The sequence below is a fragment of the Streptomyces sp. NPDC044984 genome, from assembly GCF_040646935.1.
Taxonomy (GTDB): Bacteria; Actinomycetota; Actinomycetes; order Streptomycetales; family Streptomycetaceae; genus Streptomyces.
This window is the reverse complement of record NZ_JBEZBE010000017.1, coordinates 60,689-82,750: the sequence shown is the minus strand read 5'-3', so window position 1 is coordinate 82,750 and position 22,062 is coordinate 60,689. Positions and strand designations below refer to the sequence as shown.

At 74.1% G+C, this 22,062-nt stretch carries 16 protein-coding genes and 1 riboswitch; of the genes, 15 read left to right on the top strand and 1 reads right to left on the bottom strand.

The features are described from left to right. The first annotated feature begins 146 nt into the window (after positions 1 to 146). The 4 genes from AB0A94_RS19975 (at position 147) to AB0A94_RS19960 (ending at position 4,935) form a co-directional block, all read left to right on the top strand. The gene (locus AB0A94_RS19975) at positions 147 to 1,520 is read left to right on the top strand and encodes a pitrilysin family protein (RefSeq protein WP_361746003.1); all 1,374 of its coding nucleotides are present in this window, start codon (positions 147 to 149) and stop codon (positions 1,518 to 1,520) included. Continuing rightward, the gene (locus AB0A94_RS19970) at positions 1,517 to 2,905 is read left to right on the top strand and encodes a pitrilysin family protein (protein ID WP_361746001.1); all 1,389 of its coding nucleotides are present in this window, start codon (positions 1,517 to 1,519) and stop codon (positions 2,903 to 2,905) included. Before AB0A94_RS19975 ends, AB0A94_RS19970 begins: the two co-directional genes overlap by 4 nt. A 202-nt stretch (positions 2,906 to 3,107) precedes the next feature. Beyond that, positions 3,108 to 3,272: riboswitch (cyclic di-AMP (ydaO/yuaA leader) on the top strand. 12 nt (positions 3,273 to 3,284) lie between these two features. Further along, positions 3,285 to 4,058 (top strand): M23 family metallopeptidase, encoded by a 774-nt coding sequence (locus AB0A94_RS19965; RefSeq protein WP_361745999.1) that lies wholly within the window; start codon positions 3,285 to 3,287, stop codon positions 4,056 to 4,058. Positions 4,059 to 4,239: 181 nt separating this feature from the next. Next, a complete protein-coding gene (locus tag AB0A94_RS19960) occupies positions 4,240 to 4,935 on the top strand; it encodes a GntR family transcriptional regulator (protein ID WP_361745997.1) in 696 nt (231 codons plus the stop codon). A gap of 158 nt (positions 4,936 to 5,093) precedes the next feature. Here the strand turns inward: AB0A94_RS19960 and AB0A94_RS19955 are convergent, their stop codons facing one another. After that, entirely contained in the window at positions 5,094 to 5,375 is a 282-nt protein-coding gene (locus tag AB0A94_RS19955) for an HPr family phosphocarrier protein (protein ID WP_217128300.1), read from the bottom strand. A 188-nt stretch (positions 5,376 to 5,563) separates the two neighbouring features. Here AB0A94_RS19955 and AB0A94_RS19950 point away from each other — a divergent pair, with 188 nt between their 5' ends. The 11 genes from AB0A94_RS19950 to AB0A94_RS19900 all read left to right on the top strand — a co-directional run bounded on the left by AB0A94_RS19950 (position 5,564) and on the right by AB0A94_RS19900 (position 22,058). Then, positions 5,564 to 8,533, top strand: a complete 2,970-nt coding sequence (locus AB0A94_RS19950; protein WP_361745995.1) for a GNAT family N-acetyltransferase — start codon at positions 5,564 to 5,566, stop codon at positions 8,531 to 8,533. 59 nt (positions 8,534 to 8,592) lie between these two features. Continuing rightward, positions 8,593 to 9,189: a DUF5998 family protein gene (locus AB0A94_RS19945; protein WP_361745993.1), complete on the top strand. Its 597-nt coding sequence runs from the start codon at positions 8,593 to 8,595 to the stop codon at positions 9,187 to 9,189. Beyond that, on the top strand, positions 9,189 to 10,619 hold the full coding sequence (locus AB0A94_RS19940) for a nucleotide pyrophosphatase/phosphodiesterase family protein (protein WP_361745991.1): 1,431 nt from the start codon (positions 9,189 to 9,191) through the stop codon (positions 10,617 to 10,619). The genes AB0A94_RS19945 and AB0A94_RS19940 overlap by 1 nt, the downstream gene beginning before the upstream one ends. 49 nt (positions 10,620 to 10,668) lie before the next feature. Further along, the gene (locus tag AB0A94_RS19935) at positions 10,669 to 11,319 is read left to right on the top strand and encodes a thymidine kinase (RefSeq protein WP_361745989.1); all 651 of its coding nucleotides are present in this window, start codon (positions 10,669 to 10,671) and stop codon (positions 11,317 to 11,319) included. Between the two features lie 340 nt (positions 11,320 to 11,659). Beyond that, positions 11,660 to 13,336, top strand: a complete 1,677-nt coding sequence (locus AB0A94_RS19930) for a hypothetical protein (RefSeq protein ID WP_361745987.1) — start codon at positions 11,660 to 11,662, stop codon at positions 13,334 to 13,336. A 183-nt stretch (positions 13,337 to 13,519) separates the two neighbouring features. Continuing rightward, positions 13,520 to 16,012 carry a DUF4132 domain-containing protein gene (locus AB0A94_RS19925; protein ID WP_361745986.1) on the top strand — a complete coding sequence of 831 codons (2,493 nt, stop codon included), beginning with the start codon at positions 13,520 to 13,522 and terminating at the stop codon, positions 16,010 to 16,012. Next, positions 16,012 to 16,404, top strand: a complete 393-nt coding sequence (locus tag AB0A94_RS19920) for a hypothetical protein (RefSeq protein WP_361745984.1) — start codon at positions 16,012 to 16,014, stop codon at positions 16,402 to 16,404. The genes AB0A94_RS19925 and AB0A94_RS19920 overlap by 1 nt, the downstream gene beginning before the upstream one ends. A gap of 278 nt (positions 16,405 to 16,682) precedes the next feature. Then, the gene (locus tag AB0A94_RS19915; protein WP_361745982.1) at positions 16,683 to 17,819 is read left to right on the top strand and encodes a gala protein; all 1,137 of its coding nucleotides are present in this window, start codon (positions 16,683 to 16,685) and stop codon (positions 17,817 to 17,819) included. A gap of 83 nt (positions 17,820 to 17,902) precedes the next feature. Further along, positions 17,903 to 19,648: an ankyrin repeat domain-containing protein gene (locus AB0A94_RS19910; RefSeq protein ID WP_361745980.1), complete on the top strand. Its 1,746-nt coding sequence runs from the start codon at positions 17,903 to 17,905 to the stop codon at positions 19,646 to 19,648. After that, the gene (locus AB0A94_RS19905; RefSeq protein WP_361745978.1) at positions 19,645 to 20,850 is read left to right on the top strand and encodes an AAA family ATPase; all 1,206 of its coding nucleotides are present in this window, start codon (positions 19,645 to 19,647) and stop codon (positions 20,848 to 20,850) included. Before AB0A94_RS19910 ends, AB0A94_RS19905 begins: the two co-directional genes overlap by 4 nt. Positions 20,851 to 20,861: 11 nt before the next feature. Continuing rightward, positions 20,862 to 22,058: a VWA-like domain-containing protein gene (locus tag AB0A94_RS19900; protein ID WP_361745977.1), complete on the top strand. Its 1,197-nt coding sequence runs from the start codon at positions 20,862 to 20,864 to the stop codon at positions 22,056 to 22,058. The last annotated feature ends 4 nt before the right edge of the window (positions 22,059 to 22,062 follow it).

Sequence of the window (22,062 nt, the reverse complement as noted above, 5' to 3'; positions counted from 1 at the left end):
GGGGGCACGACGGCCCCCGCATTCTCGCTCTCGGCGTAGCCCGCCCCGGGCGGGAACTTCGTCGGGGGTCCGCGCGCTTGCATACAGTGGCAGGACCGGCAGAAACGGCGGTTTCGACGACCGCCTCCGCGATCGAAGGGACGTACATGCCCATGGGTCACACGGCCACAGCCCAGGCAGGCTCCGGCGGCCTGACAGCGACCGAGCACCGCCTGGCCAACGGCCTGCGCGTGGTGCTCTCCGAGGACCACCTGACCCCGGTCGCCGCGGTGTGCCTCTGGTACGACGTGGGCTCGCGTCACGAAGTCAAGGGCCGTACGGGTCTGGCTCACCTCTTCGAGCACCTCATGTTCCAGGGCTCCGCCCAGGTGAAGGGCAACGGTCACTTCGAGCTGGTCCAGGGCGCCGGCGGCTCCCTCAACGGCACCACCAGCTTCGAGCGCACCAACTACTTCGAGACCATGCCCGCCCACCAGCTGGAGCTCGCCCTCTGGCTGGAGGCCGACCGCATGGGCTCCCTGCTGACCGCCCTGGACGACGAGTCCATGGAGAACCAGCGGGACGTCGTCAAGAACGAGCGGCGCCAGCGCTACGACAACGTCCCCTACGGCACCGCCTTCGAGAAGCTGACCGCCCTCGCCTACCCGGAGGGCCACCCGTACCACCACACGCCCATCGGCTCGATGGCGGACCTGGACGCGGCCACCCTGGAGGACGCCCGCCAGTTCTTCCGCACGTACTACGCGCCGAACAACGCCGTGCTCTCCGTCGTCGGCGACATCGACCCGGAGCGGACGCTCGCCTGGATCGAGAAGTACTTCGGCTCCATCCCGGGCCACGACGGCAAGCCCGCGCCCCGCGACGGCTCGCTGCCCGACGTCATCGGCGGGCAGCTGCGCGAGGTCGTGGAGGAGGAGGTCCCCGCGCGTGCGCTGATGGCCGCCTACCGGCTGCCCGAGGACGGCACGCGCGCGTGCGACGCCGCCGACCTGGCGCTCACCGTCCTCGGCGGCGGCGAGTCCTCGCGGCTCTACAACCGGCTGGTACGGCGCGACCGCACGGCCGTGGCCGCCGGCTTCGGCCTGCTGCGGCTGGCCGGGGCCCCCTCCCTGGGCTGGCTGGACGTGAAGACGTCCGGCGACGTGGAGGTGCCGGTCATCGAGGCCGCCATCGACGAGGAGCTCGCCCGGTTCGCCGAGCAGGGCCCCACGGCCGAGGAGATGGAACGCGCGCAGGCCCAGCTGGAGCGCGAGTGGCTCGACCGGCTCGGTACGGTCGCGGGCCGCGCCGACGAACTGTGCCGGTACGCCGTGCTGTTCGGCGACCCGCAGCTCGCCCTGACCGCCGTGCAGCGCGTCCTGGAGGTGACGGCGGAGGAGGTGCAGGAGGTCGCCAAGGCCCGCCTGCGCCCCGACAACCGCGCGGTGCTCGTCTACGAGCCCGTCGCCCCGGGAGCCCAGGACACCGAGGAAGCCGCCGCAGCCGCCGGCACCGACGAGAACGAGGAGGCGGCGAAGTGACCGAGCTCGCCACGATGGACTTCCACCCGCAGCCGCAGGCCGGCGAGGCCAAGCCCTGGGCCTTCCCGGCCCCCGAGCGCGGCACGCTCGACAACGGCCTGACCGTGCTGCGCTGCCACCGCCCCGGCCAGCAGGTCGTCGCCGTCGAGGTGCTCCTCGACGCACCCCTGGAGGCCGAGCCGGCCGGTCTCGACGGTGTCGCCACGATCATGGCGCGGGCCTTCTCCGAGGGCACCGACAAGCACTCCGCCGAGGAGTTCGCCGCCGAGCTGGAACGCTGCGGCGCCACCCTGGACGCGCACGCCGACCACCCCGGCGTCCGCCTCAGCCTGGAGGTCCCGGCCTCGCGGCTCACCAAGGGACTCGGGCTGCTCGCCGACGCGCTCCGGGCGCCCGCGTTCGCCGACAGCGAGGTCGAGCGGCTGGTCCGCAACCGCCTCGACGAGATCCCGCACGAGCTGGCCAACCCCTCCCGCCGTGCCGCCAAGGAGCTCTCCAAGGAGCTGTTCCCGGCGAGTTCGCGCATGTCGCGTCCGCGCCAGGGCACCGAGGAGACGGTCGAGGGCATCGACTCCGCGGCCGTACGCGCCTTCTACGAGAAGCACGTCCGCCCCGCCACGGCCACCGCCGTGGTCGTCGGCGACCTCGCCGGCGTCGACCTGGACGCGCTGCTCGGCGACACGCTCGGCTCCTGGACCGGCTCCCCGGCGCAGCCGCGGCCCGTTCCGGCGGTGGTCGCCGACGACACCGGCCGGGTCGTGATCGTGGACCGCCCCGGCGCCGTGCAGACGCAGCTGCTGATCGGCCGCATCGGCCCCGACCGGCACGACCGCGTGTGGCCCGCGCAGGTGCTCGGCACGTACTGCCTCGGCGGCACCCTCACCTCCCGCCTGGACCGCGTGCTGCGCGAGGAGAAGGGCTACACCTACGGCGTGCGGGCGTTCGGACAGGTCCTGCGGTCCGCCCCGGACGGCACGGGTGCGGCGATGCTGGCCATCAGCGGCTCCGTGGACACCCCGAACACCGGCCCCGCCCTCGACGACCTGTGGACCGTGCTGCGCACGCTCGCCGCGGAGGGGCTCACCGACGACGAGCGCGACGTCGCCGTGCAGAACCTGGTGGGTGTGGCGCCGCTCAAGTACGAGACCGCCGCGGCCGTCGCGAGCACCCTGGCCGACCAGGTCGAGCAGCACCTGCCCGACCACTACCAGGCCGACCTGTACCGGCAGTTGGCGGCCACCGGCACCGTGGAGGCCACCGCGGCCGTCGTGAACGCGTTCCCGGTGGACCGTCTGGTGACCGTCCTCGTCGGCGACGCGGCGCAGATCAAGGCGCCCGTCGAGGCCCTCGGGATCGGTGAAGTCACCGTCGTGACGGCCGAGTAGCGAGCCGCGGAGGCGCATGCGCGCACCGGGCCCCGGTGACACGGAAGTCACCGGGGCCCGCTTGTGCCCGAATCGGGGGGGAAGTTGCCTGTCTGCCCTGTGGGATGCGCTACAAAACCCGGGATTCGTTTGAGGAGGGGGAGACGGTCCCCTTAGCGTCGTCCGGGCTGTTCGTCGGGCAGTGCGCCGCATCCGCGGCACCGGACAGCCATCGCCGAGTCCCCGTACGGCGCGAGCCAGGGGAGCCGGGGACCCGCATGAGTCCCTGGGGTGAATCGGGCGCCCGCGCGTGTCGCGAGGGGGTCCGTAGGAGACCTTCCTGCTCCGAACCCGTCAGCTAACCCGGTAGGCGAGAGGGAAGGAAAGGACCAGCCTGTACATGGCGTTCACCCGCGCCCCGGGCAAGCACCGTCGTCCCAGCCGGACCCAGCGCGGCACCGCCCGCGCGGCGGGCGTCGCGGCGCTCACCACCACCGGCGTCGTCGGCTCCCTCGCGGCTCCCGCGCTCGCCGCCGAGCCCGCCGCCGCACAGACCGGCCTCACGCCCGTCGTCACCCTGGGCGACACGGTCGCCGACCGGATCGACGCCCAGGCGGCCGCCCAGCACGAGGCCGCCCGGGAGGCGGCCGAGGCCGCCGCGCGGAAGGCCGCCGAGGAGGCCGCGCGGGAGAAGGCCGCCAAGGAGGCCGAGGAGGCCCGGGCGGAGAAGGAGCGCGCCGCGCGGGAGGCCGAGCGCGAGCGCCTCAACACCTTCGTCTCCCCGATCCCCGGCTCGTACGTCTCGACCAGTTACCAGGCCGGCAGCTCGCTGTGGTCCTCCGGCAGCCACACCGGTGTCGACTTCCACGCCGCGAGCGGCACCCCCGTCCAGTCGGTCGGCGTCGGCACCGTCGTCGAGGCCGGCTGGGGCGGCTCGTACGGCAACCAGGTCGTCATCAAGATGCACGACGGCACGTACACCCAGTACGGGCACCTGTCGTCCATCGGCGTCTCGGTGGGCCAGCAGGTCGCCGCCGGGCAGCAGATCGGCCTCTCCGGCGCCACCGGCAACGTCACGGGCGCGCACCTGCACTTCGAGGCCCGTACGACCGCCGAGTACGGCTCCGACCTCGATCCCGTCGCCTACCTCCGCGCGCACGGCGTGAACCTCTAGACCCGACCGCTTCCCGGTGCCCCGGCTCCCCGAGCCGGGGCACCGGTGTTTCCGGGCGGCGCCTGTCCAAAAAATAAGCATGGATTCCGGTCCGGCGTCGTGAATTCCCGCTGATTGCAATAGAGTCACGGAACACACGTCAATCGTCGACGTTTCACGGGGATTAAGCCGGAGGTTCGTCATGCGTATTCCCGCGCACTCGGTGTGCACGGCGATCCGGGACGACATCGTCGCGGGTGTCCACGAGCGCGGCGGCCGGCTCACCGAGGAAGTCCTCGCCCGCCGTTACGGCGTCTCCCGCGTCCCCGTCCGGGAGGCGCTGCGCACGCTGGAGGCCGAGGGGTTCGTGGTGACCCGGCGGCACGCGGGCGCCTGCGTCGCGGAACCCACCGAGCAGGAGGCCGCCGACCTGCTGGAGATGCGTGTGCTCCTCGAGCCGCTCGGCGCCTCCCGCGCGGCGCAGCGCCGCACCGAGGCCCATCTGAAGGTGCTGCGGGGCCTGGTCCGGCTGGGGCAGGAACGCGCCCGCCAGGGCAACAGCGACGACCTGCGCTCCCTGAGCGACTGGTTCCACGAGACGCTCGCCCAGGCCACCGGCAGCCCGGCACTGACCTCGACGCTGACCCAGCTGCGGCACAAGATCGCCTGGATGTACGCCACCGAGGGACCGTCCGACCCGGTCGAGTGCTGGGCGGAGCACGGCGCGATCGTGGACGCCGTGGCGCGCGGCGACGGCGACCGCGCGCGGTCCGTCACGGCGCTGCACACCGAGCGCGCGAGCGCCGGGCACCGCCTGCGCTTCGGCTCCGGCGCCGGCCGCGCGGACCGTGTGAGGAACCCGCAACATCCCGTAAACATGCCGAGTCTCCGGCATTAACACGGGTGCCGTATACAAAGAGGGTGCATTTCCCGGGGGTTATTTCTGCTGCCCGGGAAAAGGGGGAAGGGAAAGGAAAAGGCCCGCGCGGTGGTCCGGGCGGGCCTTTTAAGTGCGGTGCGTTTCGGTGAAGAGACGTTCCCGCACCCCTTGCGTGCTCAGACGGTCTCGGGGAGTTCCTCGAGACCCTCGGAGACCAGCTTCGCCAGCCGGTCCAGGGCGGCGTCCGCGCCCTCGGCGTCGGACGCGAGGACGATCTCCTCGCCGCCCTGGGCGCCCAGGCTCAGGACAGCCAGCATGGAGGCCGCGTTGACGGGGTCGCCCCCGGCCTTGGCGATCGTCACCGGGACGCCTGTGGCCGTGGCGGCTCGGACGAAGATGGAGGCGGGGCGGGCGTGGAGGCCCTCGGCCCAGCCGACGTTGACGCGGCGCTCAGCCATGTGTTGCTGCCCTTCGGTGTTCAGGGTTGTCTAGACCAGTTTCCCACATCGTGAAGCATGCCCGGAGCGGGCCCGGAGCGACCTCCGCTCCCGCTCCCGGAGACAGCCGGACCGCGGCCTCGGCCCGGCTGTCGTCCACCACAGACTGCCCCGCGCCGTTGTCGTACGCGAGCCGTACTCTGGGGCCCATGCAGATCGCGTCGGACCGGCACGAGTATCCCGCCCACTGGGAGGCCGACGTGGTGCTGCGCGACGGCGGCACCGCGCGCGTCCGCCCCATCACCGTCGATGACGCCGAGCGCCTGGTCAGCTTCTACGAGCAGGTGTCGGACGAGTCGAAGTACTACCGCTTCTTCGCGCCCTACCCTCGCCTGTCCGCCAAGGACGTCCACCGCTTCACGCACCACGACTTCGTGGACCGGGTGGGACTCGCGGCCACCATCGGCGGCGAGTTCATCGCCACCGTACGCTACGACCGGATCGGTGCCGACGGCACGCCCGCCTCGGCTCCGGCCGACGAGGCCGAGGTCGCCTTCCTCGTCCAGGACGCCCACCAGGGCCGGGGCGTCGCCTCCGCCCTCCTCGAACACATCGGCGCCGTCGCGCGGGAGCGCGGCATCCGCCGGTTCGCGGCCGAGGTGCTGCCCGCCAACACCAAGATGATCAAGGTGTTCACCGACGCCGGGTACACCCAGAAGCGCAGCTTCGAGGACGGTGTCGTCCGCCTGGAGTTCGACCTCGAACCCACCGACCGCTCCATGGCCGTGCAGTACGCGCGCGAACAGCGCGCCGAGGCGCGTTCGGTGCAGCGGCTGCTCGCCCCCGGCTCGGTGGCCGTCGTCGGCGCCGGCCGCACCCCCGGCGGGGTGGGCCGCAGCGTCCTCGACAACCTCCGGGACACCGGGTTCACCGGCCGGCTGTACGCCGTGAACAAGGCCCTGGGGGACGGGGAGAAGGAGATCGGCGGGGTGGCCGCGTTCCGCTCGGTGCGGGACATCGGCGGGCCCGTCGACCTCGCGGTCGTCGCGGTGCCCGCCGAACGGGTCCCGGAGATCGTCACCGAGTGCGGCGAGCACGGCGTGCAGGGGCTCGTCGTCGTCTCCGCCGGCTACGCCGAGTCCGGCCCCGACGGCCGCGAACGCCAGCGCGCCCTCGTACGGCACGCGCGCGCGTACGGCATGCGGATCATCGGCCCGAACGCCTTCGGCGTCATCAACACCTCCCCGGACGTCCGGCTGAACGCCTCGCTCGCCCCGGAGACGCCCCGCCCGGGCCGGATCGGACTGTTCGCCCAGTCCGGCGCCATCGGCGTCGCCCTGCTGTCCCGCCTGCACCGGCGCGGCGGCGGCGTCACCGGCGTCACCGGCGTGTCCACCTTCGTCTCGTCCGGCAACCGGGCCGACGTCTCCGGCAACGACGTCCTGCAGTACTGGTACGAGGACCCCGACACCGACGTCGTCCTGATGTACCTGGAGTCCATCGGCAACCCCCGCAAGTTCACCCGCCTCGCCCGCCGGACCGCGGCGGCGAAGCCGCTGGTCGTGGTCCAGGGCGCACGCCACGGAGCGGGCCCCCGGGGACACGCCGTACGGGCGACCCGGCTGCCCCACGCGACGGTGTCCGCACTGCTGCGGCAGGCCGGGGTGATCCGCGTGGACACCATCACCGAACTGGTCGACGCGGGCCTGCTGCTCGCCCGCCAGCCCCTGCCGGCCGGGCCCCGGGTGGCGATCCTCGGCAACTCCGAGTCCCTGGGCCTGCTCACCTACGACGCCTGCCTCGCCGAGGGCCTGCGTCCGCATCCCCCGCTGGACCTCACCACCGCGGCCTCGGCGGCGGACTTCCACGCGGCGCTCTCCCGCGCGCTGGCCGACGACACGAGCGACGCGGTCGTCGTGACGGCGATCCCGGCGGTGGGGGAGGGCTCGGTCGGCGACGCGGCCCTGGCCCAGGCCCTGCGCTCGGCCGCCGCCGCGACCCCGTCCAAGCCGGTCCTGGTGGTCCACGTGGAACTCGGCGGCCTCGCGGCGGCCCTGTCGGCCGCCACCAGCACGGCCCCGCAGGCCCCGACGCCGACACCGGCGGCCCCGACGCCGACGATCCCGACACCGGCGGCCCCGACACCGGTGGCCCCGGCGCCACGGCCCGGGGCGGACACCGCCTCCGCGACGGCCCCGCAGGCCCCGGCGCCGCAGTCCCGGGCGGACACCGCCTCCGCGACGGCCCCGCAGGCCCCGGCGCCGCAGTCCCGGGCGGACACCGCCTCCGCGACGGCCCCGCCGCTCCCCGAGGGCGCCCACCTCATCCCCGCCTACCCCGCCTCCGAGCGTGCCGTCCGGGCGCTCGCCCAAGCCGTCGCGTACGCGCAGTGGCGGCGGGACGCCGCCGAGCCCGGCAAGGTGCCCGAGTACGACGACATCGACGAGCGGGGCGCCGCCGCGCTCATCGACGGGCTGCTCGCGCGCGGCCAGGGCCTCGCCCTCGGCACCGCCGAGACCTGCGACCTGCTCGGCACCTACGGCATCCACGTCCACCGCGCCCTCCCCGCCCCGGACCCCGACACCGCCGCCGAGGCCGCGCGCACCCTCGGCCACCCGGTGGCCCTCAAGGCGACCGCCCCCCATCTGAGGCACCGCGCCGACCTGGGCGGCGTCCGCCTGGACCTGGCCGACGAGGAACAACTGCGCCGGGCGTACACCGAGTTGACGGAGCTGTTCGGCGCCCCGGAGGAGCTGCGCCCCGTGGTGCAGCGGATGGCCCCGCGCGGTGTCGACACCGTCGTACGCGCGGTCATCGACCCCGCCGCCGGAGCCGTCCTCTCCTTCGGGCTGGCCGGGCCCCCCTCGCAGCTGCTCGGGGACATGGCGCACCGGCTGATCCCGGTCACCGACCGGGACGCGACCTCACTGGTGCGATCGATCCGGACCGCCCCGCTCCTGTTCGGCTGGCGCGGCTCGGCACCGGTCGACACCCCGGCGCTGGAGGAGCTGATGCTGAGGGTGTCGCGGCTGGTCCACGACCATCCGGAGGTCGTCGCGGTCACCCTGGAGCCGGTCGTCGTCGCCCCGCACGGCGTGAGCGTCCTCGGCGCCTCCGTACGCCTCGCCCCGCCGCCCGCCCGCGACGACCTCGGCCCGCGGACCCTCCCCGCGTACTGACCGACGCCGGTGAGCGGAGCGCGGTGAGCGGTGCCTCGCAGTCAGTGGTCCCCCGTAGGATGGGGCCCATGGCCAAGACCAGTACGACGACCCAGGGGCTGCGTGCGGCGATCGAGCGCAGCGGCTACTACCCGGCCCTCGTGGCCGAGGCGGTGGAGGCCGCCGTGGGCGGCGAGCCCATCCGGTCGTACCTGGTCCACCAGGAGACGACGTTCGACTCGAACGAGGTGCGGCGGCACGTCACCGTGCTCGTCCTCACCGGCAACCGCTTCATCGTCAGCCACACCGACGAGCAGGCCGCGGACGACACCTCCCCGACGCCGTACGCCACCACGTCCACGGAGTCGGTCAAGCTCGGCCGGATCTCGTCGATCGTGGTCAGCCGGGTGGTCGCCAACCCGGAGTCGTACAAGCCGGGCACGCTGCCGCGTGAGATCGTGCTCACCATCGGCTGGGGCGCCGTCTCCCGCATCGACCTGGAGCCGGCCGCCTGCGGCGACCCCAACTGCGAGGCCGACCACGGCTACACGGGCAGCTCCACGGCCGACGACCTGAGCCTGCGCGTCAGCGAGGCCGGTGACGGACCGGAGACGGTGCGCCAGGCGCTCACCTTCGCGCAGGCCCTGTCCGAGGCGACCGCGGACCAGACGCGCTGATGACCCAGCCCACACCCGGCGCACGACGCGCGCCGGGCGCCCAGCCCGCGCCCGGCGCGCAGCCCGCCCCCGGTGCGCGGCCCGTATCCGACGCGCAGCCCGCGTCCGGTGCCCAGCCCGCGCCCCGCCCGAGGGCCCCCCGCCCCGCGCCGCCCGCCCGCATTCCGCAGTCCAGCTCCACGGCGCGGCCGACGCCCCCCGTCCGGCCCGCACCCCCCGTCCGGCCCGCACCGCCCCCGCACCCCACCACCTGGGACGACGCGCACCCGCGGCCCCTGGCCCCCGGCTCCGCACCCCTGCCCGCGTACGGCACCGGTTCGCTCGCCGACCTGCTGCCCACGCTCGCCGCCGGCATGGCCGTCCCCGGTACGACCGCCGCGATCCCCGAGCTGACCCCCGCCGACCGGAACTGCGTGTTCCTGATCGACGGGCTGGGCTGGGAGCAGCTGAAGGCGCACCCGGACGAGGCCCCCTTCATGACGTCCCTGCTGGCCTCCTCGCGAGGCGGCACCGGACGCCCGATCACCGCCGGGTACCCGGCCACGACCGCCACCTCCCTGGCCTCCGTCGGCACCGGCCTGCCGCCGGGCGCGCACGGCCTGCCCGGCTACACCGTGCGCAACCCGGACACCGGCGAGCTGATGAACCAGCTGCGCTGGCAGCCCTGGACCCCGCCCGGCCCCTGGCAGCCGTACCCCACCGTCTTCGAGCTGGCCCACCGCGCGGGCGTGCACGCCGCGCAGGTCACCTCCCCGGCCTTCGCGAACACCCCGCTGACCAAGATCGCGCTCAGCGGCGGCAGCTTCCACGGGCGGCTGTCCGGCGAGGAGCGCATGGACGTCGCGGCCGAGCAGCTGGCCGCCGCCGACCGTTCCCTGGTCTACACGTACTACGCCGAGGTCGACGGCGCGGGCCACCGCTTCGGCGTCGACTCCGACACCTGGCGCGGCCAGCTCATGTACGTCGACCGCCTGGTCCAGCGCCTGGCCGAACAGCTCCCCCCGCGCAGCGCGCTCTACGTCACCGCCGACCACGGCATGATCGACGTCCCCTTCGACGAGGACCACCGCATCGACTTCGACGAGGACTGGGAGCTGAAGGCGGGCGTCGCCCTGCTCGGCGGCGAGGGCCGCGCCCGGCACGTCTACGCCGTACCGGGCGCCGCGAACGACGTGCTGACCTGCTGGCGCGAGGTGCTCGGCGAGCAGTTCTGGGTGGCCTCGCGCGACGAGGCGATCGAGGCGGGCTGGTTCGGGCCCGCGGTCGACGAACGCGTGTACCACCGGATCGGTGACGTGGTCGCCGCCGCGCGGGACGACGTCCTGCTGATCGCCTCCGAGCGGGAGCCCAGGGAGTCGGCGATGGTCGGCAACCACGGCTCGATGACCCCTGCCGAGCAGTTGGTCCCCCTGCTCGAAGTACGCTCCTGAACTCCTGACGATCCACCCGCAACCCCTGCCGAAAGGTGCCCGACCTCCCATGCCCGAGCTGGTGTTCTTCTCCGGAACGATGGACTGCGGGAAGTCGACGCTGGCTCTCCAGATCGAGCACAACCGTTCGGCACGCGGCCTGACCGGCATGATCTTCACCCGCAACGACCGGGCCGGCGAGGGCAAGCTCTCCTCCCGCCTGGGCCTGGTCACGGACGCGGTCGAGGTCGGCGACGGCGCGGACCTGTACGCGCACCTCGTCGACCACCTCTCGCAGGGCCGGCGCGCGGACTACGTGATCGCGGACGAGGCGCAGTTCCTGGCCCCGGAGCAGATCGACCAGCTCGCGCGGGTCGTGGACGACCTGGAACTCGACGTCTACGCCTTCGGCATCACGACGGACTTCCGCTCCAAGCTGTTCCCCGGCTCCCAGCGGCTGGTGGAACTGGCCGACCGGGTCGAGGTGCTCCAGGTGGAGGCCCTGTGCTGGTGCGGCGCCCGCGCCACGCACAACGCCCGCACGGTCGGCGGGGTCATGGTCGTCGAGGGCGCCCAGGTGGTCGTCGGCGACGTCACCGGCTCCCCGGACGAGGTCGGCTACGAGGTCCTGTGCCGCCGTCACCACCGCCGCCGCATGACGGCCGCGACGGCCCGCGCGGCGGCACTGTCGCCCGACGTGCTGCCCGTCACGCCGGGCTGACCGGGCGGTCACGGGGCGCCGACGGGTTCGAGGGGCGGGGAGAACACGGGTGTGACCGGTCGCCGTGCACCGGCACGGCCGGTGACCGGGTGCGGCGGACGCACCGGCCGCAGGTTCGGGCCCTGAGGCTGCGACAGCCAGGGCCCCGGGGCGGCCACCGTCCTCGGGGCGGCCGTCAGGACGGTGAACGCCACGGGACCCGGAGGGAGCGCGTGACCGGCCGAACACCCCGTGATGCCGGACGAGGCGAGGCCGGATCCGGCGAAGCCGCCGGCTCGCGACCTCGGCTTCCCTAGGCTGGGGCATCGGCAGCACCCTCACGGCAGGACGGAAGAGGATCATGCGCGGCCTCACCGAGGCGAACCTCAAGAAGCTGGCCGGCGGCCGTTCCTTCGAACGCGCCCGCGGGTATCTCGATGCGGTGTCCGGGGTCGAGGTGGGCGACGGCTGGATCACCGCGAGTGTCCACGGGACGGAGCGGTACGAGGCGGAGCTGACCCTGGACGGGCCCCGCGGGCTGTCCGGTGCGTGCGACTGCCCGTACGGTCTCGAGGGCAACTTCTGCAAGCACCTGGTCGCCCTCGGTCTGACCGTGCTCGCCCGGCCGGAGAGCCTGCCGCGGCAGCGGAAGGCGGCCCGGGAGCGCGCGCAGGACCTCGACAGGTGGCTGTCCGCCCTGTCCAAGGGCGAGTTGCTCGCCCTGCTGCGGGAACAGGTCGACGAGGACCGGCAGTTGCGGCGGCGCCTGGAACTGCGGGCCGCGAGCGCCCGCGGGGACCTCGCCACGGTCCGGTCCCGTATCCGCGATCTGCTCGACATCGGTCCCTTCGCGCAGTACGGCTACGTCGAGTACGCCGATGCCCGCGCCTACGCCGACCAGGCCGGGCAGGCGGTGTCCGCGATCGGCGCGCTGACCGGCTCGGGCCGGGCCGCCGACGCGGTCGCCCTGGCGCGGGAGGCGATGCGGCTGCTGGCCGAGGCGGTGGAGAGCGTCGACGACTCCGACGGCCGGCTCGGACGGATCGGCGCGGACCTCGCCGACGCCCACCTCGACGCGTGCCGCGCGGCACGCCCCGACCCCGAGGAGCTCGCGCGCTGGCTGGTCGGTCATGCGCTCGGCGACGCCGACGACGGCCTGACCGACATCGATCCGCTCGATTACGGCGATGTCCTCGGGGAAGAGGGCATGGCCGTCCTGCGAGAGCTGGCCGTCGAGGCGTGGCGGCGCAACCGCCGCGGCTGGGCGGAGAAGTACCTGATGGAGCGTCTGGCTAAGGCCGGGGGAAACGTCGACGCGGTGATCGCCGTGCACGCGGCCGATCTCGCACCGAACGGCCACACCCACCTGGTCATCGCCCGCGAGCTGGAGGCCGCCCGGCGTTTCGACGAGGCCCTGGAGTGGGCGGAACGCGGTGTCCGGGACGCCCGGGACCTCTCCGCCGTGGACACCGCCCTCGTCGATCACCTCTGCGACCGCTATGCGCAGGCGGGCCGGATCGCCGACGCCGTCGCCGTGCGCCGCGACCACTTCGGCGCCCGCCGCTCACTGCTCGCGTACCAGCAGCTGCGCGCCGCCGCGCGGGCCGCGGACAGCTGGCCGGCCGAGCGCGAGGCAGCCCTCGCCCTGCTGCGCGCCGACGCGGAGCGACCTCGGCAGAGCCGGCACGACGGCCCCGTCCTGGTCGACGCCCTGCTCGACGACAAGGACGTCGACGCCGCCTGGCAGGCCGCTGACCGGACCGGCGCCCACGACCGGCAGTGGCTCACTCTCGCCGACCAGGCGCGGGCCGTCCGTCCCGCCGACGCACTCGGCGTCTACCTGCGCCTGGCGGAGCCGCTGACCAAGGAGACCGGCAACACGGTCTACGAGCGGCTCGTCGGCCTGCTGCTGGGCATCCGCGACTGCCACCGCCGCCTGGGCACGGAAGACGAGTTCGCCGCTCACGTCACCGCCTTGCGCACCGCCCAGAGACGCAAGCGGAACCTGATGCGCCTGCTGGACGAACACGGTCTGTGAGCCGGACGGCTTCTCGGGGCTGACCGGGCAGAGGCGTGAAGGACCCGCGGCGCAGTACCGAGGCCGAGCAGCTGATGGCCGGCCATGGGACCAGTATCACGAGCGCGTTCGGGAGGGCGTCGTTCCAGGGAGCGAGGTCCTTGAGTCGATCGCGTTGTCAGTCCCCCCTGCCATCATCCCGACATGCTGTACGACGCCTTGGTGGCCGAATCCCGTAGGAACGACTCGCTCGACGACGTGAGGTCCGCCGCGCTCGGCCGCGTCCGCTGGCTCGTCGACCTCCTGGAGCGTCAGCGGACCGAGTTCCGGCTGTCCATGGGACGCGAGTACAAGCGATTCGAGGCGGCGGGCGCGGCGACCCGGGCCGAGATCGACGGGCGGCTCGCGGCCTGCGCGGACGAGGAGGGCAGGGCCGCGGTCCTGTGCCTGATGCTGGCCGCCTGCTTCGACGACGCGAGCTTGTGGCAGTACGACGCCGAGATCGGGTCCCTGACCGCGCGGGTGCGGGGCTGGACGTCCGACGAGGTCGCGGTGATGCTGCTCCGCGCCACCGAGCACGACATGGGCTTCTGGTTCGCCGATTCGCTGGGGTCGGCGCTGGACGCCGCCGACCGGCTCGACGCCGACGGCCGCCGCGCGGTCATGCCCTGGCTGCGGCACGCACACCGGGAGCTCGTGGACACCACGGTCGAGGCGAGCCTGCGCGCGTCGCTCGCCCAGCGCCTGCGAGCACTGCTCGCGAGCGTGGACCAGGCGCACATCCCCGAAGGGCTGATCCCCGCCGACGCTCCCTGGGCAGCCCCGCTGGGCGACCGGGCGAGGACCGCACCGACGCCTGAACTGGCCTGCTTCGTACGGCACTTGGCCGACCTGTCGGGGCCGCGTCCCACGCAGAAGTGGCGGCGGACGTGCCTCGGACTCGCGGACGCGGCGTCGGCGCGGGACCTCGTGGCCGACGTCCTACGGGCCCTGGCCGAGGACGATCCGCTGTGCAGCGGGGGAAACGGTGCGCACGCCGGCTGGATCCACGGCGATCACCACTACCACTACGTCGTCCACCAGAACGACGGGGACCTGGCGCGCGGCGTCCTCTGGGCGGCCGCGCTGACGGGCGGCCCGGCCGTGGTGCGGCATCTCGGCGCGCTCGCGCTGCGGACCGGCGGTCCCGGGACCGGCGTGGTGACGGACCTCAAGCTGGCGGGCGCGGCGATCAACGCGCTGGCCGAGACCGGCGATCCGGCCTCTCTGGAGACCCTGTGGCGGCTGCGGTCCCGGATCAGGCACCGGGCGCTGCGCAAGCAGCTCGACACCGCGCTGGTGACGGCGGCGGGGAAGCAGGGCATCACGGCGGAACAGCTCATCGAGCGCAGCGTGCCGGACCACGGCCTGGCGCCGGACGGTTCGCTGGAACGGGAGTGGGGCGGACACCGGGTACGGGTGGCGATCGAGGACGCGACGACCGTGCGGCTCACCTTCACACGCCCCGACGGGGGGACGTCCCGCACGGCACCGGCGGCCGTGAAGGACGGCTTCCCGGACGCTCTCAAGGAGTTGAAGGCCCTGGCCAGGGAGGTGCGGGGGACGCTGTCGGGTGAGCGGGCCCGAATCGAGGCGCTGATGTCGGCCGGGCGCGAGTGGCCGTACGACGAGTGGTGCCGCTATTACCGCGACCATCCGGTCACCGGAACTCTCGCCCGCGGCCTGATCTGGGAGTTCCGGGACGCGGACGGCGAGTGGCGTGCGGTGGCACCGACGGCCGAGCCGCCCGGCGAGCCCGAACGCGTGCGGCTGTGGCATCCGATCCGGGCATCGACGCACGACATCAGGGCGTGGCGGGAGCGGCTCGTCACCGAGCGGCTGCGGCAGCCGTTCAAACAGGCCTTCCGGGAGATCTACCTGCTCACCCCGGCGGAGGAGGAGACCGGCGGCTACTCCAACCGGTTCGCCGCCCACATCGTCCACTACCGGCAGCTCTACGCGCTGTTCAAGGAACGCGGCTGGCAGGCCAACTTCCTCGGCCGGCACGAAGGCGGCTACGACGGTGAGGCACGGGCCGAGTTCGGCGACGGCGCGTGGCGGGCCTGCTTCCACCACGAGCCCGCCACCGACGACGGTGGTTACGCGCCCGAACACGCGGCCACGGACCAGGTCCGCTTCGAACGCCGGGACGGCCGGCGCTGGCGGGAGGCTCCACTGGCCGAGGTGCCCCCGCTGGTGTTCAGCGAGGCGATGCGGGACGTCGACCTCTTCGTCGGCGTGACCTCGATCGCCGCCGATCCCGACTGGACCGACCGGGGCGAGGACCGCTACACCGGATACCGGCGGACGGCCACGTTCGGTGCGTTGACGGCGAGCGCGGAGATCCGCCGGGAGGCGCTGGAGCGGATCGTGCCGCGGCTGAGGATCGCCGGCCGGTGCACGCTCGACGGCCGTTTCCTGATCGTCCGCGGGGACCTGGGCACGTACAAGATCCACCTGGGCTCGGCCAACATCCTGATGGAACCGCACGATGCCTATCTGTGCATCGTCCCATCACGCGGCAAGGGCGGCGGGAAGGTCTTCCTGCCGTTCGAGGACGAACGGCTCTCCCTGATCCTCAGCAAGGCGCTCCTGCTCGCCGCCGACACCAAGATCACCGACGAGTCCATCCTCGTACAGATGAGGAGAGGTGCCTGATGGCCACCGTGACATTCCGGGACGAGACCGCGACGGGCAGACCGGTCACCGAGTGGGAGGTCGCCGGGCTGCCGGAACGGATGACCGTACGGGAGCTGATCGGACTCCGGGTCCGCGAGGAGGTCACCCGGTACGACAGCCGCCCGAGCGACCACTTCAACGGCCTCGTCCGCCCCGACGACGCCGAGACCGAACTGAACGGCTACCGGCTCCGCGAGCCGCGCCGCATCGACTGGGAGCGCCAGGCCGAGATCGCCGAGCGCGCCTTCCTGACCAACGGGTTCTTCGTGCTGGTCGGCGACCGACAGACGGAGGACCTCGACGAGGTCGTGGATCTCACGGTCGACCCGGACCTCGTCTTCATCAGGCTCGTCGCCCTCGTGGGCGGCTGAGGGACCGGCGGCGCCCCGTGCGCGGGCGGCGCGCAGGAGATTTCATTCAAACAAATGATCGACAACGTGGCCGATCCCGCTATGATCTTCCACGGCAAGGCTGTAGCGCAGAGGTCGTCGCGCCCTAGCATCAAGCTGGAGGACGTCGGTTCGAATCCGACCGGCCTTGCCGCCCTTGTCGTGGAGGAACGTCGAGTGGCGTCGGTCCGTCCTGGGCGGGCGGGGGGCGGTGCCGCCCTCGGCGGGCCGGGCACCGGCGATGGACCGGTGGAGTGGTGATGACGCAGCCGACACCCGTGCGCTGCCCGGCGATCGAGCACCCGGACATCCCGATCGGTGACCCTGTCGGCCTGGACCCGCTGCTGGCCCGGCTGAGGTCGGCCCGGGTGGTGGAGAGCGACGAGACGTTCCCGCTCGGCACCGTGCGCGCGGACGGCCGCGTCGACCTGTGCAAGCAGGGCCTCGGAGCGGCCGGTGCCGCCCGGCTGATGCCCGTCGCCGCCGCCTCGCCGCACGCCCGGCACGTCCTGCTCGGCACCAACGCCATCGGCGACGAAGGGGCGTCGACGGTCGCCCGCGCGCTCGCCGCCGGCCACGGCCTGCACACCCTCTACCTCGGCTGCAACCGCATCGGCCCGGAAGGCGCCGGCGCGCTCGCGGACACGCTCTCCGCGGACGACACCGTCCGCGCCCTGTGGCTCAAGCGCAACCCGGTGGGCGACGACGGCGTGGCGGCGCTCGCCGCGATGCTCCGCCGCAACACCACGCTGCGCACCCTCGACCTGGTCAACACCGGTGTCACCACCGGGAGTCTGCGCGCGCTGCTCGACGCCCTCACCGGCCGCCCGCGCCCGGTGGAACGCCTCTTCCTCGGCGGGAACGGTCTGACCGCCGACGCCGCCGGCCTGCTGGCGGCGCTGATCCGGGAGGCGGGCGTGCGCGGGCTGTACCTGCCCGCCAACCACCTCGGCGACGAGGGCGCCGCCGTCCTCGCGGCGGCCGCCGCCGACTCCGGGGGACCGGTGCGCCTGGGCCTGGGCGGCAACGGCATCGGCCCCGCCGGCGCGCGCGCCCTCGCCGACGCCCTGGGCGCCATCGAGGCGCTCGACCTGGGACGGCCGATGTCCGAGCGGAGCCTCGGCGCCCCCGCCAACGCCACCGGCGACGAAGGCGCCCGTGCCCTGGCCGACGCGCTCGCGGGCAGCCCGCTGCGCAGGCTGGAGCTGTGCCACACCGGACTCACCGGGCGCGGCGCGAAGTCCCTGCTGGCGGCGGTGCCGGACGACTCACCGCTGGAGTACGTCGGTCTGGGGCCGGGACTGCCCCGGAAGGTGAAGCGGTCCTTCACCCAGCGCCTGCGGCCCACGGCCGGGGCCCACCCCGACCTGCGCGCGATAGGAAGTGTCTACCGGTGAACCGCCGCCCCGAACCACCGTGCTTCCCACCGGAGGAGGCGGCGAGTTGGCGACGCATCCGCCGCTACGCCGTGCCCCGGAGGATGATCGAGCGTGCGACCGAACGCCGTACGGCCGGTGACTGGCGGGGGGCGTGCGCGGCGGCCGGCGTGGACGTCGACATCGACCTGCCGGAGGTCGCCGAGCACTGCGGCGACGACGTCGCCGCGGCGCTGGCGGACGACCTGCGCCACCTGGTCCCGGACCTGGTGCGCTGGCACCTGCCCCGGGTGCTGGGCGGACGGACCACCCTCGACACCGACCGCACCGTCGTCCTCGCCCGCTACCGGCCGGTGCGGGCGGACGAAGGCCCCCGCTCCACGCCGTACCTGCACCTCACCACGCCCGCGATGCAGGAGGGCCCGCAGCGGGTCACCCTGCGGTTCCGCACGGTCATGAACGAGAAGACCGCCGGCGTCTTCGGGAGTCCGACCGAGGACTGGCGGTACGCCCGGTACCTGTGGGACGCGCGGCACACCGCCGGACTGCGCGAGCGGTGCGGCGGCACCGACCGGCCCCCCTTCTTCCACGCCGACGGCCGACCGCGCCGTACGGACGAACTGCCCACGGCCGATCCCGGCCCCGCCGACGCGGCGGCCCGGGCCGAGTGGGTCACCTTGCTGCACCAGAAGGGCGAGGTCAAGGCGGCCTTCGCCGCCGCCGGGATCGAACTCGACCTGACGCCCCCGGTCGGCCCCGGCTGGTACCGGGCCGATCCGGAGGAGCTCCTCGGCAGGCTCGCGCTCGACCACACCCGCCTGGAGCGGGAGGTCCGCCGGCTGAAGGACGAGGGCGTCGGTGACCGCTTCCTCGTCGTCGGCGACTGGCGCACACGCATCCTGCTGGAGCCGACGGCCACCGGTCTCGATGCGAGGGCCGCCGGCCGCGAGGACGCCAAGAACGTGCCTTTCCTGGCCGAAGCGCTCTGGCGCAGGCTCCCCGACCTCGACCTGCTGCGCGTCGGCGGGGTCGAGCCGGAACACCTGCATCCGCTGGTCCGCGAGGCGCTGTTCCCCGACCTCCGGGTCGCCGACGGGACCGGCGGCCCGCCGGGCCCGGACCTCCCCGCACCCGTCCGGGTGCGATGCCGGGGCGAATGGCACGAGGTGGGCTTCCGTCCGGGCGGTCTGCTCCGCATGCCGCACAGCGACGAGGAGCAGCAGCGCGAGCGGGCCCTGCGCGCGTTCGGCGGCGCCGTCGCCGGGTGTTTCGCCGTCGAGCAGACCTGGGCGTCCGGCGACGGCCGGCTGCCGAAGGCACTGCGCGCCCAGCGCCAGGACCTGTTCCTGCGCGCCCAGCACGGCGACACCCACGGCGTGCTCGAACTCCTGGACGCGGGCGTGGACCCCCGGGCCCGCGACGCCTCCGGACGCTCGCTGCTCCACGTACTGCACCTCCTCGACCACGAGCCGCTCCTGCCCCGGCTGCTCGCGGCGGGGCTCGACCTGGAGGCCCGGGACCAGCGGGACCGCACACCGCTGTTCGTGGCGGTCAACGACGGCGGTTCCAGGGCCCTCGTGGAGGCACTCCTCGCCGTCGGCGCCCGGATCGACGTGGAGGACCAGATGGAGCTGTCGCTGGCCCAGGTCGTCCGCCGCTACAAGCGTTCCGACCTGGCCTTCCTCCGGAAGCGCGTCCAGGAGGAACACCCGGGCCTCGGGGCCGACTGGTGGGACGAGTACATGGACCGCAACGAGGAGGAGGAAGCGGACGACCACGAGCCTGTCGAGCCCGAGCCCGACGGACCCGGACCCGGACTCGACGCGTACAGCAAGGAACCGCCGTTTTGAGCACCGACCCCGCCCCCCGCACCGGACCGGCCCCGCTGGCCGCCGCCGACGACCTCGTCGCCAGGCTGCGCACGCACCGCACCGAACCCGCCGCCAACCCGCAACTGGAGGCGCTCGCCCTGGCCGTGACGGCCAACCAGCCGGTCCTGCTGTGGGGCGAGCCGGGCATCGGCAAGTCCGCCGGCCTGGAACAGCTCGCCGCCGGACTCGGCCTCCCGCTGGAGACGGTCATCGCCAGCGTGCACGAGCCGTCGGACTTCGCGGGACTGCCGATCGTCGGCGACGACCCGGCCGCCACCGGCGTGCCGATGGCCCCGCCCGACTGGGCGGTCCGGCTCACCCGCGCCGGACAGGGCCTACTCTTCTTCGACGAACTGTCCTCCGCGCCCCCGGCCGTGCAGGCGGCGCTGCTGCGGGTCGTCCTCGAACGCCGGGTCGGCAGCCTCGTCCTGCCCGACGCGGTGCGCATCGTCGCCGCCGCCAACCCGCCCTCCAGCGCCGCCGACGGCTGGCACCTCAGCCCGCCGCTCGCCAACCGCTTCGTCCACCTCGACTGGACCCACGACCCGGCCACGGTCGCCCGCGGCATGGCCGGCACCTGGCCGGAGGTGGCCGTTCCCGCGGTCGATCCGGCCAAGGTGCCCGGCGCCGTCGCGCGGGCCCGCGGCGCCGTCTCCGGTTTCCTCACGGCCCGCCCCGGCCTGGTCCACCACATCCCCGCCGACGCCGAGAGCCGGGGCCGCTCCTGGCCGTCCCCGCGCACCTGGGAGATGGCGCTGCGGCTGCTCGCCACGGGGTACGCGACCGGCGCCGGCCGCGAGGCGACGGCCGCCGCGCTCACCGGCGCCGTCGGGGACGGCGCGGGCATCGAACTGCTGTCGTACCTGGAACACCTCGACCTGCCCGACCCCGAGCGGGTCCTCGCCGACCCCGACGCGTTCGCCCTGCCCGAGCGCGGCGACCGCCAACTGGCCTTCCTCATCGCGGTCGTCGCCGCCATCCAGAGCGACCTCACCCGGCCCCGATGGGAGGCCGGCTGGGCGGTCCTGGCCAAGGCCGTGGACGCGGGCGTGCCGGACGTGGCCGCCCGGGCCGCCACCGACCTCGCGTCGATGCGCCGGCTCGACTGGCCCGTACCCCCCGGCATCGACGGGTTCCTGGACCTGCTGCGGATGTCCGGGGCCCTGCCCGGCAGCCGTTGAGGCCCACGGGCATGACGGACCCCCGCAGCCGCCTGGACACCACCAAACTGCTCGCCGCCCGCTACCGCGCGGCGAACGACCGCCCCTACCTGGCGTCGGCCCTGTACGCCCTCACCGTCGTGCCGAGCCCCGACGTGCCGACGATGGGCGTGGACCGCCACTGGCGCTGCTACGTGTCACCCGCCTTCGTCGACGCGACCCCCGTGGAGGAACTCGCGGGCGTCTGGATCCACGAGGTGGCGCACCTGCTGCGCGACCACCACGGCCGCGCCGGCCGGCTCCCCGCCGCCGACCAGCGCGACCGGTACCGCGTCAACGTCGCCCAGGACTGCGAGATCAACGACGACCTCCTCACCGACGGCCTGCGCCTGCCGGCCGGACGCGTCGAGCCCCGCCTCTTCGGCCTGCCCGAGGGGCAGCTGTTCGAGGCGTACCTGCCGCAACTACCCGAGCACGTACGGGAACACGACTGCGGATCGGGCGCCCACGGCCGCCCCGCGCCCTGGGACCTCCCCGGATCCGCCGGCCCCGCCGCGCTCGGTGACGTCGAGGCCCAGGCGCTGCGCCGGCTCACCGCCGAGGCGATGCGCGCCCACCACCGTTCCCGCGGCACCCTGCCCGAGGGCTGGCAGCGCTGGGCCGAGGAGCTCCTGGAACCCACGGTGGACTGGCGGCAGGCGCTCTCCGGCGCGGTCCGGGAAGCCGCCGCGTGGGCCGCCGGGGCCGTCGACTACACCTACCGCCGCCCGTCGCGCCGCACCCCGGCGCTGCGCGGCGTCGTCCTGCCCAGCCTGCGCCGCCCGCTGCCCCGGGTGGCCGTCGTCGTCGACACCTCGGGCTCGATGGGCGACGCGGAACTCGCCGCCGCCCTGGGCGAGGTCACGGGCGTGCTGCGCGAGGTCGGCGTGCGCGGCAACCGCGTCACCGTCCTCGCCTGCGACGCCGACGTGCACGCCGTGTCCCGGGTGACGGCCACCGAGCAGGTCACCCTCGGCGGCGGGGGCGGCACGGACATGCGCGTCGGCATCGACGCCGCCCTCGCGGCCCGCGACCGCCCCTCGATCGTCATCGTCCTCACCGACGGACTCACCCCCTGGCCGGACGAGGTCCCGTCCTGCCGCCTGATCGCGGCCCTGATCGGCGACGGCGCGCCGCAGCCCCCGGGCTGGGTGGAGACGGTACGGGTCCCTGCCGGCTCCCCCGGGTAACGGC

Coding starts and splice junctions, on each gene's coding strand:
- AB0A94_RS19925 (WP_361745986.1), top strand. CDS start 13,520: ATGCTGTACGACGCCTTGGTGGCCGAATCCCGTAGGAACGACTCGCTC.
- AB0A94_RS19975 (WP_361746003.1), top strand. CDS start 147: ATGCCCATGGGTCACACGGCCACAGCCCAGGCAGGCTCCGGCGGCCTG.
- AB0A94_RS19930 (WP_361745987.1), top strand. CDS start 11,660: ATGCGCGGCCTCACCGAGGCGAACCTCAAGAAGCTGGCCGGCGGCCGT.
- AB0A94_RS19900 (WP_361745977.1), top strand. CDS start 20,862: ATGACGGACCCCCGCAGCCGCCTGGACACCACCAAACTGCTCGCCGCC.
- AB0A94_RS19915 (WP_361745982.1), top strand. CDS start 16,683: ATGACGCAGCCGACACCCGTGCGCTGCCCGGCGATCGAGCACCCGGAC.
- AB0A94_RS19965 (WP_361745999.1), top strand. CDS start 3,285: ATGGCGTTCACCCGCGCCCCGGGCAAGCACCGTCGTCCCAGCCGGACC.
- AB0A94_RS19960 (WP_361745997.1), top strand. CDS start 4,240: ATGCGTATTCCCGCGCACTCGGTGTGCACGGCGATCCGGGACGACATC.
- AB0A94_RS19910 (WP_361745980.1), top strand. CDS start 17,903: ATGATCGAGCGTGCGACCGAACGCCGTACGGCCGGTGACTGGCGGGGG.
- AB0A94_RS19950 (WP_361745995.1), top strand. CDS start 5,564: ATGCAGATCGCGTCGGACCGGCACGAGTATCCCGCCCACTGGGAGGCC.
- AB0A94_RS19935 (WP_361745989.1), top strand. CDS start 10,669: ATGCCCGAGCTGGTGTTCTTCTCCGGAACGATGGACTGCGGGAAGTCG.
- AB0A94_RS19920 (WP_361745984.1), top strand. CDS start 16,012: ATGGCCACCGTGACATTCCGGGACGAGACCGCGACGGGCAGACCGGTC.
- AB0A94_RS19955 (WP_217128300.1), bottom strand. CDS start 5,375: ATGGCTGAGCGCCGCGTCAACGTCGGCTGGGCCGAGGGCCTCCACGCC.
- AB0A94_RS19945 (WP_361745993.1), top strand. CDS start 8,593: ATGGGGCCCATGGCCAAGACCAGTACGACGACCCAGGGGCTGCGTGCG.
- AB0A94_RS19940 (WP_361745991.1), top strand. CDS start 9,189: ATGACCCAGCCCACACCCGGCGCACGACGCGCGCCGGGCGCCCAGCCC.